11 protein-coding genes are annotated in these 14,700 nt (G+C 66.9%); 3 read left to right on the top strand and 8 right to left on the bottom strand.

The features are described 5' to 3' along the window. Window positions 1-89: 89 nt before the first annotated feature. The 7 genes from iolE to JHD80_RS18370 form a co-directional block, all read right to left on the bottom strand. The gene (gene iolE, locus JHD80_RS18340) at window positions 90-974 is read right to left on the bottom strand and encodes a myo-inosose-2 dehydratase (RefSeq protein WP_199090294.1); all 885 of its coding nucleotides are present in this window, start codon (window positions 972-974) and stop codon (window positions 90-92) included. Window positions 975-1,134: 160 nt separating this feature from the next. Further along, complete coding sequence (iolD, locus tag JHD80_RS18345; RefSeq protein ID WP_199090330.1) at window positions 1,135-2,985, bottom strand: 3D-(3,5/4)-trihydroxycyclohexane-1,2-dione acylhydrolase (decyclizing); 1,851 nt, start codon at window positions 2,983-2,985, stop codon at window positions 1,135-1,137. Window positions 2,986-3,156: 171 nt separating this feature from the next. Beyond that, a complete protein-coding gene (locus JHD80_RS18350) occupies window positions 3,157-5,091 on the bottom strand; it encodes a bifunctional 5-dehydro-2-deoxygluconokinase/5-dehydro-2-deoxyphosphogluconate aldolase (protein WP_199090296.1) in 1,935 nt (644 codons plus the stop codon). A 112-nt stretch (window positions 5,092-5,203) separates the two neighbouring features. Continuing rightward, on the bottom strand, window positions 5,204-6,067 hold the full coding sequence (locus tag JHD80_RS18355) for a MurR/RpiR family transcriptional regulator (RefSeq protein WP_199090298.1): 864 nt from the start codon (window positions 6,065-6,067) through the stop codon (window positions 5,204-5,206). Window positions 6,068-6,341: 274 nt separating this feature from the next. Next, complete coding sequence (locus tag JHD80_RS18360; protein WP_199090299.1) at window positions 6,342-7,145, bottom strand: SDR family NAD(P)-dependent oxidoreductase; 804 nt, start codon at window positions 7,143-7,145, stop codon at window positions 6,342-6,344. Between the two features lie 157 nt (window positions 7,146-7,302). Beyond that, on the bottom strand, window positions 7,303-8,322 hold the full coding sequence (locus JHD80_RS18365; protein ID WP_199090307.1) for a TRAP transporter substrate-binding protein: 1,020 nt from the start codon (window positions 8,320-8,322) through the stop codon (window positions 7,303-7,305). 50 nt (window positions 8,323-8,372) lie between these two features. Then, entirely contained in the window at window positions 8,373-10,241 is a 1,869-nt protein-coding gene (locus tag JHD80_RS18370; protein ID WP_199090310.1) for a TRAP transporter large permease, read from the bottom strand. Between the two features lie 233 nt (window positions 10,242-10,474). Here JHD80_RS18370 and JHD80_RS18375 point away from each other — a divergent pair, with 233 nt between their 5' ends. Genes JHD80_RS18375 through JHD80_RS18385 form a run of 3 tightly spaced genes read left to right on the top strand, consistent with a single transcriptional unit; the run spans window position 10,475 to window position 13,841 of the window. Further along, entirely contained in the window at window positions 10,475-11,362 is an 888-nt protein-coding gene (locus tag JHD80_RS18375) for an IclR family transcriptional regulator (protein WP_199090312.1), read from the top strand. Then, window positions 11,359-12,993, top strand: coding sequence for an acyl-CoA synthetase (locus JHD80_RS18380; protein ID WP_199090314.1), 1,635 nt, complete (start codon window positions 11,359-11,361; stop codon window positions 12,991-12,993). The genes JHD80_RS18375 and JHD80_RS18380 overlap by 4 nt, the downstream gene beginning before the upstream one ends. Continuing rightward, window positions 12,990-13,841 (top strand): PCC domain-containing protein, encoded by an 852-nt coding sequence (locus JHD80_RS18385; protein WP_199090322.1) that lies wholly within the window; start codon window positions 12,990-12,992, stop codon window positions 13,839-13,841. The genes JHD80_RS18380 and JHD80_RS18385 overlap by 4 nt, the downstream gene beginning before the upstream one ends. A gap of 112 nt (window positions 13,842-13,953) precedes the next feature. Here JHD80_RS18385 and JHD80_RS18390 read toward each other — a convergent pair. Beyond that, window positions 13,954-14,700, bottom strand: a 747-nt coding sequence (locus tag JHD80_RS18390; RefSeq protein ID WP_199090324.1) for an AMP-binding enzyme, incomplete at its 5' end; no start/stop codon positions are given.

Genomic DNA, 14,700 nt, shown 5'->3' on the forward strand with positions numbered 1-14,700 from the left:
GATGGTCCAGGAGGCTCCGGAACCACCTGGAGCATCCTTCGAGACGCCGCGTGCCGCGGCTCCTCAGGATGAGGGCTGGTCGGTCAAATTCAAGCCAATCCCGCTTCCTTGATGAAGCGGCTGAGATTGGCGTGGCCGAGCCTGGCGTAGGTCGCGGGCTCCGCCTTCTTGGGGTCCTGCTCGGCCTCGACCACGATCCAGCCGGAATAGCCCTGCAGCTCGCTGAGCACGCGGACATAGTCGATCAGCCCGTCGCCCGGCACGGTGTAGACGCCGGCCAGCACGGATTCGAGGAAGGACCAGTCCTCGCGGTTGGAGCGCCACATCACGGCCTCGCGGATGTCCTTGCAGTGGACATGGTGGATGCGCGCCTTCCAGTGCCGGGCAATGCGGGCCGGGTCGCCGCCGCCCCAGGTGGCGTGGCCGGTATCGAGCAGCAGGCCGACCGCCGGGCTGGTGACGCCCATGAACCGGTCGATCTCGGCCTCGGTCTGCACCACCGTACCCATATGGTGGTGATAGGCGAGCTGGAGCCCGTATTCGGCCTTCAGGGCTTCGGCGAAATTGGTGTAGCGCGCGCCGAAATCGTCCCAGCGGTTCTTCGGCAGGACGGGCCGGGCCGAGAGCGGCTTGGTGATGTCGGAGTGGATCGCGTTCGAGGTCTCGGCCGCGATCAGGACCGAGCAGCCCATGTCGCGCAGCAGCGTCGCATGCGCCTTCACGGCGGCCATCTCGGCCGCGACATCGCGGACGAGCAATTCGGTCGAGTACCAGCCGGAGACCAGGGCATGGCTGTGGGCATCGAGGATGGGCTTCAGCTTGCCCGCCTCGCGCGGGAACTTGTTGCCGAGCTCCATGCCGGTGAAGCCGGCCTCGCGGGCCTCCTTCAGGCAGGTTTCGAGCGGGATGTCGCCGCCGATCTCCAGCATGTCGTCATTCGACCAGCCGATGGGGTTCGCGCCGATGCGGATCATGTCGTTGTTCCTTCAATCAACCTCAGCCCTCATCCTGAGGAGCGCTTCGCAGAAGCGCGTCTCGAAGGATGTTCCAGAAGCATCGGAGCTGACTGGAGCATCCTTCGAGACGCTGCCTTCGGCAGCTCCTCAGGATGAGGGCTCGAAAACAAATCTCAGTTCATTCACCGACGCGCTGCTGCTTGCGGCGTTCGTCGTAATTCGCCCGCGCCGTGCGGACCTCGGCACGCTCGCTCACCTCTGGCACTGCGACATCCCACCAGGCGCCGCCGGCTCCCGTCGAGATCAGCGGGTCGGTATCGATGACGACGACGGTCGTGCGGGTGTTGGCCTTGGCCTGCGCCAGCGCGGTTTCGAGTTCGGCGATCGAGGGCGCCTTTGTGGCAATCGCGCCCATGCTGGCCGCGTGCTGGACGAAGTCGATCTCCGGCAAGGTCTCGTGTCGGCTGTCCTTGAGCAGGTTGTTGAAGCTCTGGCTACCGGTCGCCATCTGCAGGCGGTTGATGCAGCCGAAGCCGCGGTTGTCGAGCAGCACGATGGTGAGCTTCAGCCCCAGCATCACCGAGGTCGCGATCTCGGAATTGAGCATGAGGTAGGATCCGTCGCCGACCATGACGACGACCTCCTGGTCGGGCCGGGCCATCTTGGCGCCGAGGCCGCCGGCGATCTCATAGCCCATGCAGGAGAAGCCGTATTCGGCATGGTAGGAGCCGGGTGCTCCCGCCTGCCAGAGCTTGTGCAACTCGCCGGGCAGGCCGCCCGCGGCGTGGAGCAGGATGACGTCGGAACCCAGCGTGCGCTGGACCGCGCCGATGACCTGCGCGTCCGAGGGCAGGGCGGCATTGCTGGCGGCGGTCGCCTTGGTGGCCTCCTTCTGCCACTCGGCCTTGCCGGCCTTGGCATTGTCGGTCCAGCTTTCCGGCGCCTTCCAGTTGCCGATGGCGTCTGCCAGTTCCACCAGGCCTTCGCGGGCGTCGGCGACGAGGGGCAGCGCGCGGTGCTTGCCGGCGTCGAAAGGCTGGACGTTGAGGCCGATGATCGACTTCCGGGCCGCGCCGAACAGCGCCCAGGAGCCGGTTGTGAAATCCTGCAGGCGGGTGCCGATGGCGAGCACGAGATCGGCCTCGGCGGCGAGCCGGTTGGCGGCTTCCGTGCCGGTGACGCCGACGGCGGCCATGTTGAGTGCGTGGTCATCGGGCAGGGCGGATTTGCCGCCCTGCGTCTCGCAGACGGGGATGCCGGTCGCGGCCGAGAAGCGGGCGAGCGCGTCGCTGGCGCCGGAATAGAGCACGCCGCCACCGGCCACGATCAGCGGCTTCTTCGCGGCTTTCAGGGCGTCGGCTGCGGCCTTGAGTTCATCGCGGTCGGCGCGGGGGCGGCGCGGCGTCCAGATTCGCTCGGCGAAGAAGCTTTCGGGATAGTCATAGGCTTCGGCCTGCACATCCTGGCAGAGCGCCAGCGTGACTGGGCCGCATTCGGCCGGGTCGGTCAGCACCTGCATGGCGCGGGTCAGCGCCGGGATGATCTGCTCGGGCCGGGTAATGCGGTCGAAATAGCGCGAGACCGGACGGAAGCAGTCATTGGCCGAGACGGTGCCGTCGCCGAAAGCCTCGATCTGCTGGAGGACGGGATCGGGGATGCGGTTGGCGAAGATATCGCCCGGTAGCAGCAGCACCGGCAGGCGGTTGACATGAGCGAGCGCCGCCGCCGTGACGAGATTGGTCGCGCCGGGGCCGATCGAGGTCGTCGCGGCCATGAAGCGGCGGCGCATATTGGCCTTGGCATAGGCGATGGCCGCATGGGCCATGGCCTGCTCGTTATGGGCGCGGAAGGTCGGCAGCCGCTCGCGCTCGTGCCAGAGCGCCTCGCCCAGGCCTGCGACATTGCCATGGCCGAAGATCGCCCAGACGCCACCGAAGATCGGCAGGCGTTCTCCGTCGATCTCGGTCATCTGGCGGCTGAGATAGCGCGTCAGCGCCTGCGCCATGGTGAGGCGGATGGTGCTCATGATCTGTGTCCGAAGAGGAGCTTTTGAGCTGGAACCAAGGCGTCATTCCGGGCGGAGCGAAGCGGAGACCCGGAATCCATCATAGAGCACCGGAGGCCTTCGATGGATTCCGGATCGGCGCGGCTTGGCCGCTTGTCCGGAATGACGGTCTGGTTTCGCGGAAAGGTGACACGGTTACGCCGCCTTGCGGTCGCGGGTGGCAAGCCAGAGGCCGGTCAGCGCCTCGAAACGCTTGGCCATGTCGGCGATGGCCGCTTCGTCGTCGAGCTTGCCGGCAAGCCAGCCTTCGGCCGCGCTCATGAAGATGGTGCGGCCGACGGCGAAGCCCTTGACGATCGGGGCCGAAGCCGTGGCGGCGAAGCCGGCCTCCAGCTCCTCGGCCGGGGCGTCGAGCCCGAGCAGCAGCACGCCGCGGCACCAGGGATCGTGCTTGGCGATGGTCTTCTCGATCGCGGCCCAGGCGGCGGGGGAGGATTGCGGTTCCAGCTTCCACCAGTCGGGCTTGATGCCGAGCGCGTAGATCTCTTCGAGCGCCCGCGAGATCGTGTCGGGGCCGAGCGGGCCGTTCTTGCTGGCGATGATCTCGATCAGCAATTCGCGGCCGACCTTGCGCGCCGCCTCGAACAGGCCGCGCAGCTTCTCCTGCTGCTCGCGCTTCAGCTCCGCGGGGTCGTCCGGATGATAGAAGCAGAGCGCCTTGATGCAGTGATCGACCGGCCATTCCGGCAGGAGCGAACCGATATCCTGGCTCACCTCGAAGCGCAGCGGACGCGAGCCCGGCAACTCGACCGGGCGGCCGAGCCAGGCGAAGGGATGGCGGGCGAACTCGAACATCGCCTCGCGGCCATGCTTCTCGTCGAGCAGCATGCCGTAACCTGGGCGGCCATCGGCGACGCGGGCCGCAGCCTTCACCGCCAGCACCTTGAAGTCGCGGATGCGGGCGGGATCGGCTCCGGCCTTCGCGGCGAGCTCTTCGAGTTGCGAGCGATGATCGCAGGCCAGCGCCATCAGCGAGGGAATTTCGCGGCGGCGGGTCGTCGCCCAGTGGATGTGGTTGATGTCGGCGTCCTTGCGAAGAGCGCGGTGCGGGCTGCCGTTCTTGAGGAAGTACTGCAGCTCCTCGAAAGTCGGGCTTTCCGGCGAGCAGAGCAGGCGCGAGACGGCGAAGGCGCCGCAGGCATTGGCCCAGGTCGCGGCGGTCTGGAGGCTTTCACCGCCGAGCCAGCCGCGCAGGAAGCCGGACATGAAGGCGTCGCCCGCGCCTAAGACGTTATAGACCTCGATCGGGAAGCCCTTGCCGACGATGCCCGCCTCGAGATCGTCGGGGATCGCGCCCTCATAGACGATGCAGCCCATCGGGCCACGCTTGAGCACGATGGTGGCCGGCGTCAGCGCGCGGATCGTCTTCAGCGCCGGCAGCAATTCGCTCTCGCCCGAGGCGATCAGGACCTCTTCCTCGGTGCCGATGATGAGGTCGCAGCCGGGCAGGACGGTCTTCATCCGCTCGGAGACGGCCCGCGAGGCGATATAGCGGTTGTCGCCGGCATCATGGCCGGCAAGGCCCCAGAGATTGGGGCGGTAATCGATATCGAGCACGACCTTGCCGCCGTTGCCGCGCATCAGCTTCATCGCCTTGCGCTGTGCGGCCTCCGGACCGGGCCGGGCGAAATGCGTACCGGTGACGACGACGGCGCGGGCCTTGGCGATGAAGGCGGGATCGATATCGCTTTCCTCCAGCGCCATGTCGGCGCAGTTCTCGCGGTAGAACAGCAGCGGGAAGGACTTGTCGCTCTCGACCGAGAGGATGGCGAGCGCAGTCAGGCGTTCCGGATCGGTCTTGAGCCCGTCGAGGTTCACGCCCTCGCGGGCAAGCTGCTCGCGCAGGAAGCGGCCGAACTGCTCGTTGCCGACGCGGGTCAGCAGGGCCGAGCGCAGACCGAGCCGGGCCGTGCCGATCGCGATATTGGCCGGGCAGCCGCCGACCGACTTGGCGAAGGAGGTGACATCCTCCAGCCGCGAGCCGATCTGCTGGCCGTAGAGATCGACCGAGGCGCGCCCGATGGTGATGACGTCGAGCGCGTGGCTCGATCCGCCGAGCGGTCCCGTCATGTCTCTCTCCCGGCTGCGATGGTCATCGGAGCCGAAAGGCCCCTGTTGCCGGAATGAAATAATAATTCCAATGCTTCGTCAATGCGGAATGTCTATTCCTAAAGCTTTAGGATTACCCGCCACGACGGCTCTTGCCGCGTCCGGCCCGGCGCGATTCGCCGATGCCGACGGCGAGCGCCATCGACAAAGCCATGGTCGAGGCCAGCGTGCGGAACCCGCCGAAATCCGCTTCCGCGACCTCGAACCAGAGCTTGGCGAAGCCGGCCAGAGGCGAGAAGGCGCTGTCGGTGATCGCGACCAGCGGCACGCCGCGCTCGGCGAGGCCGCGCGCATCCTCGATGGTGGCGGGCGCATAGGGCGAGAAGCTGATGACGAGGACGGCGTCCTTGGGCGTCGCGAAGGAAATCATCTCGGGATCGAGCCCGGCGGCGGATTCGATCATCTGGTTGCGGACTTCGAGCTTGCCGAGCGCATAGGCGAGATAGCTCGCCACCGGATAGGAGCGGCGCCGGGCGAGGATATAGATCGTCTCGGCGCGGGCGAGCACCTCGATCGCACGGTCGAGCGTGTCCTCGTCGAGCGTGCGGCTCATCACGTCCAGCGACTTGCGCGAGGCGGTCAGGAAGCCGTCGAGGATGCGGTGGTTGCCAGCGGCCGTGCCGTCGCCGACGCGCAGCGTGTTGAGGCGTTCCTCATAGCTGGAGTTGCGCTCGCGCAGCCGGGCGCGAAAGACGCCCTGCAGGCTGGTGAAGCCGTCGAAGCCGAGATGCTGGGCGAAGCGGATCAGCGTGGAAGGCTGGACGCCGGCCGAGATCGCGATGCTGGCAGCCGTGCCGAAGGCGATCTCGTCGGGATTGTCGAGGGCATAGGCCGCGATCTGGGCGATGCGCTTGGGCAGGCTCTCGCGCTGGGCGAGGATCGATGCGCGCAATTCGTCGAAGTCGCGCGGCAGCTCCGCAACGGCGGTGTCGCTCATCCTGGATTCCCGTTGCCGTCCCTGTTGCGACAGTTCTGGCAGCGAAGCGGAAATGGAGCAAGCGTTCCAGGGGAGGAATGGACGGTCGACAGTTAGGGCGCGTTCCGGGCGTTCAGTCATTCCGGGGCGGGCCAATGGCCCGAGCCCGGAATCCAGGACCGATATCGTGCGGAACGCAAGCTTCTATCGCGCGTTCCGTTTGGAAGGCGGCATCGGTTCTGGGTTCCGGGCTCATCGCTGCGCGATGCCCCGGAATGACGACGGAGCGAAACAATCAGCCCAGCGGCGCAGTCGTACAGCTCTGGCCGCCATCGACCGGCAGGCAGACGCCGGTGATGAATTTCGCTTCGTCAGAGGCGAGGAAGACGGCCGCGTTGGCGATGTCCCAGGCGGTACCCATCTTGCCCATCGGCACCTGCGCGTCGCGGGCCGCGACCATCTCCTCGACCGAGGCGTATTGCGAGGAGATCTGCTTGTAGATCAGCGGTGTGTCGATCAGGCCGGGCATGATGCAGTTCGCCCGGATGCCCTGCCTGGCGTATTGCATCGCGAGCGCGACCGTCGCCTGGTTCACCGCCGCCTTGGTCGCGTAATAGGCGAAGTAGGGATAGCCGGTCCAGCGGATGGCGGCGAGCGAGGAGATGTTGACGATGGCGCCGCCGCCACCCTTCAGCATCTCCGGGATCACGGCCTTGGCGCAGCGATAGACCGAGCCGAGATTGAGCTGGAGCGAGGCGTTGAATTGCTCCTCCGACAATTCGACCGGGCCGCCCATATGGGTGACGCCGACATTGTTGTGGAGGATGTCGATGCGGCCGAAATGCCGGGCGGTTTCGGCGACGCAGGCCTCGACCGAGGCGAGATCGGTGACATTGGCGGCAAGCGCGAAGGCCTTGCCGCCCTCGCCGGCGATGATCGCGGCGGTTTCCTCGGCGGCCTCGCGGTTCAGGTCGATGCAGGCGACGTTGGCGCCCTCGCGGGCGAAGGCCACGGCTGCAGCCTTGCCGTTGCCCCAGCCGGGCCCGGAGGAGCCGGCGCCGAAGACGATGGCGATCTTGCCCTTCAGCCGGTCGGCCATGGTCGTAATCCGCAGTTCATAGAGAGAGCGTCATTCCGGGCGGAGCGAAGCGGAGACCCGGAATCCATCATGGGGCGCTGCGCTCTACGATGGATTCCGGGTCGGCGCCGCTAGCGCGGCTTGCCCGGAATGACGGGGTTCATATGCGAGATGCCGATCAGCTCAGCGAGCTGCCGACCGCCTTTTCCAGGATCGCCCAGGCCTCGTCGCCGTATTTCTTCTTCCACTCGGCGTAGAAGCCGGCCTTGCGCAGCGCCTCGCGGAAGGCATCGGCCTTTGTCTCGTTCGCGATCATGCCCTTGGCGACGAGTTCGCCCTGCACGTTGGCATTGAGCTTGGCGACGTCGTCGCGCTCCAGCAGCGCGGCGGCGTTGATGTTCTTGGCGACGATGGCGCGCAGGTCTTCCGGCAGCTTCTCCCAGGCGCGCCGATTGGCCAGGAACCAGAAGCCGTCCCACATATGGTTGGTCAGCGAGAGATACTTCTGCACCTCGAAGAGCTTGGCCGTCGAGATGATCGCGAGCGGGTTCTCCTGGCCGTCGACGATCTTGGTCTGCAGCGCGGTGTAGACCTCGGCGAAGTTGATCGAGGCCGGGGCCGACTGGAAGGCGGTGAACATCGAGGTCCAGAGCGGCGAGACCGGCACGCGGATCTTGAAGCCCTTGAGGTCTTCGGGCGTGGCGACCGGGCCCTTGGACGAAGTGATCTGGCGGAAGCCGTTGTCCCAGATCTTGTCCATGACCACGAGATTGGCCTTGTTGATCTGGCCGCGGACATAGGCGCCGAGCTCGCCGTCCATCGCCTTCCAGACGGCATCGTAGTTCGGGAAGGCGAAGCCGATGCCGGAGAGCGAGGCGTTGGCGACCAGCGTGGACAGGATCAGCGGCGAGAGCGTGAAGAACTCGACGCCGCCCGAGCGGACCTGGCTCAGCATGTCGGTGTCGGAGCCGAGCTGGTTGTTCGGGAAGATCTGGATGTCGACCCGGCCCTTGGTCTCTTCCTTGATCTTGGCCACCGCCTCGTTGGCGCGGGCGTTCATCGGGTGCGCGACGGGCAGGTTGTTGGCGTATTTATAGGTGAACTCGGCCGCCTGGGCATTGGCGCGGCCGATATGGAAGGTGCCGATGGCGGAGGCGGCGGCTGTCGCCTGGAGCAGGGTGCGGCGCGAGATGGTCATGGGCGTTTTCTCCTTGAGAGCGTCTGTTTTCTTGTGGTTAGCAATGAGCTTCACAGCACCCAGGTCGAGAGGCCGGGGACGAGGGCGATGACGACGAGGCCGACGAGCAGGGCGATGAGATAGGGCCAGATCGCGCCCATCGCCTCGTCCGGCGAGACGTTGCCGATCTTGCAGGCGATGTAGAAGCCGATGCCGATCGGCGGCGCCATCAGGCCGATATTCATCGCGGTCACCACGACCATCGCATAATGCACGTCGTTGATGCCGAGGCTCTTGGCGATCGGGAACATCAAGGGCGCCAGCAGCACGATCGCCGGCAGGCCCTCCAGCACGCAGCCGAGGATCATGAAGACGACGATCGACACCGCCATGAAGCTGAGCCAGCCGCCGGGCAGATGCGCCATGAAGCTGGCGAGGTCGCGGGCGAAGCCGGTCTGGGTCAGGGCCCAGGCCATGGCGAGCGCCGTGCCGAGGATCATCAGGATGGCGCCCGAGAGCGCCGCCGTCTCGACCAGCATCGCGTAGAACTTGCGCGGGCTGATGCCGCCATAGAGCACGATGCCGATGACCAGCGCGTAGAGCACTGCGATGGTCGAGACCTCGGTCGCGGTGGCGACGCCGCCCCCGACCGCGGCGCGGATGATGAAGGGCAGGACCAGCGCGGGTGCGGCGACGAGCGCGACCTTGCCGATCACCGCGAACGGAGCGCGGCGCACGCCCTTCATGTCCTCCGCTGCCGCCTTCCAGCGGGCGAGGCCGGCGAGCGCCACCAGCAGCACCCCGGCGATGACGAAGCCTGCGTTGAACAGGCCGGCGATCGAGACGCCGGCGACGGAGCCGAGCACGATCAGCACGATCGAGGGCGGCACCGTGTCGGCCATCGCCGCGCCGGTGGAGAGCAGCGCGATCAGATCCTTGGGCTTGTAGCCGCGCCGCTTCATCTCCGGGAACAGCGCGGGCGCGACCGTCGCCATGTCCGAGACCTTTGAGCCCGAAATCCCCGAGACGAGATAGAGCGAGCCGAGCAGCACATAGGACATGCCGGCGCGGACATGGCCGAGCAGCGAGGCCAGGAAATCGACGATCGCCTTGCCCATGCCGGTGGCGTCGAGGATGCAGCCGAGCAGCACGAAGATCGGCACGGAGAGCAGGATGAGGCTCGACATGCCCTCGTCCATCCGCCCGATCATCACGAGCATCGGCACATTGGTCGAGAAGGCGAGGAAGGCGAGCGTGCCCAACCCGAAGCAGAAGGCGATCGGCACGCCCGCGACGAGGCAAGCGGCGACGACGCCGATCAGGAAGATCAGGATGTTGTAGTAGCCGAGGCCTTTCAGCGTCGGCCCGAGCAGCCAGAAGGCGAGGCCGAAGCCGCCGATGATTGCGGCCGCAGCGGCGATGTCGGCGAGGCGCGCCGTCCTGAAGAGATAGCGCAGGGTCAACAGCCCCATCAGCACGATGCCGACGGCGATGGCCGAGACGCGCCAGCTCACGGGGATATTGAGCGCGGCCGAGGTGACGTAGCTCTCCTCCACCGCATATTCGATGGCCGGATCGACCATCGCGGCCAGGAAGGCGGCGACGGCGGTCAGCGCCAGCGTCTCGGTGAACTCGCGCAGGCGCGGGGGCATCATGCCGACGAAGAGCGTCAGGCGCAGATGTTCGTTGCGGTCGACGGCGATGGCGGCGCCGAGCATCGCGAGCCAGATGAAGGCGATCGAGGCGACCTCGTCGACCCAGACGAAGGGCAGCGCGAAGACATAGCGCGAGACGACGCCGAGCAGCAGCACGCCGATGATGAAGGCGACCAGCGCGGCCGCCACCATCTCGACCGGGCGCATGATGGCGGAGCCCGGGCGCGCATCCGCGTTCTCGCTCAGGTTCTCGGGAATCGTCAGGGTATCGGCGATATCGCTCATGCGCCGGCCTCAGATGCCGGTCGCAAGGCGCAATGCGCCTGCACTATGGGATGCCCTGGGGGCCATCGTTCGGTTCCTCCCTTCGCGCCGATCTTGTGTGTCGCCGGCGTCGATTGTGGTCCACACTGTGAATAGCCAGGCAGCGGGACGGCCGGCAGATTACACGAGGGGTGCGGCATTGCAATCCGCAAAGCGCCCATCTAGGGTTGGGATACAAGAATAAGGTCCATATCATGGACTACCTGGAGGAGCGCTTGCCGCAGAATTCCGCGCCCGAAGCCGGCCTGTCCGGCTCGCAGAGCGTCGACCGGGCGCTCGGGCTGCTCTCGCTGATCGGGCGGGAGCCGGCCGAAGGCTTGCCGCTCGGCGAGATCGTCTCCGGCAGCGGGCTCAACAAGCCGACGACGCGGCGCTTGCTGCTGGCCTTGATGCGCGCGGGCCTGGTCGAGCAGGAGCCGCAGACGCGGCGCTATTGCCTGGGCGAAGAGGCCTTCGTGCTCGGCGTGCTGGCGGCGCGGCGCCACGGCCTGCTCGAAATCGCGATGGACGGCCTGCGCCGGTTGTCGGCGGAAACGCAGGACACGAGCTTCCTGACCGTCCGGCGCGAAAATTACGCGATCTGCCTGCATCGGGAGGAGGGAACCTATCCGGTGCGGACCCATGCCTTGCAGGCCGGCGATCAGCATCCGCTCGGCGTCGGCGCCGGCTCGCTCGCCATGCTGGCGGCGCTGCCCGACGATGATGTGGACCGGGTGATCGTGGCCAATGAAGCCGTGCTGCTGGCGCGCTATCCCGGCTTCGCGCCGGATGCCTTGCGGGTCGATATCGCCGAGACGCGCGCGCGCGGCTTCTCGCTCAATCCCGGCCGGCTCGTCGCCAGTTCCTGGGGCATCGGCCGGGCCTTCCGTTATCCGGACGGGCGGGTCGCGGGCGCGCTGTCCATCGCCGCGATCGACAGCCGCATGGCGCCAGGCCGACAGGCGGAGCTTGCCGTGCCGCTGGCGCGCGAGGCCGAGCGCATGGAAGCGCTCCTGGCCGAGATGTTCGTATCCAAACGGGCCGGCAGGCCCATGGCGGCCGCTATGCCGCGATCCATCGAGACAGGGAGAGCCGCAAGATGAGCTCTGCAACAGCCGCCCCGACCGGGGGCGTCGTGCCGATGACCCGGCGCGTGATGAACCTCGCCCATATCGCGACGCAGAATGCACGGCGCTTGGCCCGGCATCCCGCCTTCATCTGGGGCGAGAAGACACTCGACTGGGCCGAGATCGATGTGCAGGTCTCGGCGCTTGCCGCGGGTCTGAAGGCGCGCGGCATCGGCAAGGGCGACCGCTTGCTCGTCCATTCCAAGAATTGCGACGCGATGTTCGTCTCGATGTTCGCGACGTTCCGGCTCGGCGCCGTCTGGGTGCCCACCAATTTCCGCCTGCTGCCGGACGAGGTCGCCTATCTCGCCACGGCTTCCGGCGCGAAGGGCTTCCTCTGCCATGGCGATTTCCCGGAGCATGCCGCGGCCGTCGCGGCTGCGAGCCCGGCGCCGGAGTTCACCTGGCGGATCGGAGAGGGCGCGTTCGGCGAGGACGAGGTCGGTGCGGTGATCGCGCGCCATCGCGGCGAAAAGGTCGAGAATGTCGCGGTCCAGCATGACGATCCCTGCTGGTTCTTCTTCACCTCCGGCACGACCGGGCGCTCCAAGGCCGCCGTGCTGACCCATGGCCAGATGGGCTTCGTGATCACCAACCATCTCTGCGATCTCGTGCCGGGCTCGACCGAGAAGGATGCCTCACTGGTGGTGGCGCCGCTCTCGCATGGCGCGGGGGTGCACCAACTGATGATCTCGGCGCGGGGCGCGACCTCGATCCTGCTGCCGACCGAGCGTTTCGATATCGACGAGGCCTACCGGCTGATCGCGAAGCACCGGATCAGCAACATCTTCACCGTGCCGACGATCCTGAAGATGCTGGTCGAGCATCCGGCCGTGGACCAGCATGATCATTCCAGCCTGCGCCACATCATCTATGCGGGCGCGCCGATGTATCGCGAGGACCAGAAGGCGGCGCTGAAGAAGCTCGGCAAGGTGATCGTGCAGTATTTCGGGCTGGGCGAGGTCACCGGCAACATCACCGTGCTGCCGCCGGCCCTGCACGAGGCCGAGGACGGGCCGAATGCCCGCGTCGGCACCTGCGGCTTCGAGCGCACGGGCATGCAGGTGCAGATCCAGGACGAGGCGGGCCGGGAGGTCGAGCCCGGCGTGCAGGGCGAGATCTGCGTGATCGGGCCGGCCGTCTTCGCCGGCTATTACGACAACCCGGAAGCCAATGCGAAGTCGTTCCGCAACGGCTGGTTCCGCACCGGCGACCTCGGCCATATGGACGAACAGGGCTTCGTCTACATCACCGGCCGGGCCTCGGACATGTACATCTCCGGCGGCTCGAACATCTATCCGCGCGAGATCGAGGAGAAGATCCTGACCCATCCGGCGATCGCCGAAGTCGCCGTGCTCGGCGTGCCCGACCCGATCTGGGGCGAGATCGGCATCGCGGTCTGCGTCAACCGGCCCGGCCAGCACGCGACCGAAGGCGAAATCGCGGATTTCCTGTCGCCCAAGATCGCCCGCTACAAGATGCCGAAGCGCTTCCTGTTCTGGGATGCCTTGCCGAAATCGGGCTATGGCAAGGTGCCGAAGCGCCTCGTCAAGGACGAACTGGAGAAGCGCGGCGAGCTCGACTTCCTGAAGGGGAAGGCGTCGTGAGGCGGATCGAGCAGCCCGGCACAGGCACGCCCGAGCGCATCCAGTGGGTGGAATGCCGTGGGCGGGCGTTCTCGCTGACGCTGCCTGGCGGTGTGCCGATGCTGGAGGCTGTCAGAAGCGGCTTTGCGGCCGCGGGTTTCGTCTCAGGCGTGGTGATGCTTGATGGCCTCAAGCTCGCGCCTTTCGCCTATGTGATGCCGGCTTTGTCGAAGACGCCGGAGCATGCGGCCTTCTACAGCGAGACCTTCCGGCCGGAGCGCGGGGCGCGGATCGAGGTCGGCGCGATGACATTCGGCCAGCGCGATGGGGCGCCGTTCTTCCACGCGCATGCGCTCTGGGTGGAGGGAGACGGCAAGCGCAGCGGCGGGCATATCCTGCCGGATGAGACGACGGTCGCCGAGACGATCACGCTTCAGGCTACCGGACTCGATGGCGCGGCTTTCACGGCCGAGCCGGATAGCGAGACCCATTTCAAGCTGTTCGGGCCGGTGGCGGCTGTATCCGGCGGCGCCGGGGATGGGCGCTTCTTCGCGTTGCGCGTGAAGCCGAATGTCGATTTCTGCGGAGCTCTGGAAGCGTTCTGCGCAGAGCGCGGCATCCGCGAGGCCGTGATCCGTGGCGGGGTCGGCTCGACCATTGGCGCGCGGTTCGTCGATGGCGGGGTGGTCGAGAATTTCGCGACGGAGGTTGCGATCACGGAAGGGCGGATCGCGTCTGGTACTGGCGGATTTGAGGCGGCGATCGAGGTCGCGCTGGTCGACTATAGCGGCGCGCTGGCGAGCGGGCGGTTGGTTCGGGGCGACAACCCGGTGCTGATGACCTTTGAACTGGTGCTGGAGGCGGTGTGAACCACCGCGTCATTCTCGGGCGAAGCGAAGCGCAGACCCGAGAATCTCTTCCGAGAAGAGGCGCCGTCTGGTCCTGAGATGCTCGGGTCAAGCCCGAGCATGACGGCTGGCGTTACCCGCCCCGCTGCTTCTCGATTTCGCGATTCCGCAGATCCTTGCGCATGATCTTGCCGGTCGCAGTCAGCGGCAGTTCCGTTACGAACTCGACCTCGCGCGGGTACTGATAGGCCGCCAGCCGGTCGCGCACGAAGGCCTGGATTTCGATCGCCAGGTCCGCCGTTGGCGTGACATCCGGTTTCGGCAGGACGAAGGCCTTGACGATCTCGGTGCGGACGGGATCGGGGACGCCGATGACCGCGACCATCAGCACGGCGGGATGGCGGATGATGCAGTCCTCGATATCGCCGGGGCCGATGCGGTAGGAGCCCGAGGAGATGATGTCGTCGTCGCGGCCCTGGAACCAGAAATAGCCCTCCTCGTCGCGCGCGCCGCTATCGCCGGTGACGAGCCAGTCGCCGATGAATTTCGCCGCCGTGGCTTCGGGCTGGTTCCAGTATTCCAGCATCATCACCGGATCGGGCCGCGCGACCGCGATCAACCCCTGCTCGCCATCAGGCAACTCGCGACCCTCGGGGGAGATCACTGCGACCCGGTGGCCGGGCACGGCGCGGCCCATCGAGCCGGGTTTCACCGGGTAGAGGCTCGCGCAATTGGCGACGAGCAGGTTCGCCTCGGTCTGGCCGTAGAACTCGTTGACCGGGAAGCCGAAGGTCTCGCGGCTCCAGTCGAGCATATCGGCGCCGAGCGTCTCGCCGCCGGTGCCGATCGAGCGCATCGCATAGCCGAAGCGCCGGGGATC

This window comes from Allobosea sp. ASV33, assembly GCF_016428755.1.
Lineage (GTDB): Bacteria > Pseudomonadota > Alphaproteobacteria > Rhizobiales > Beijerinckiaceae > Allobosea.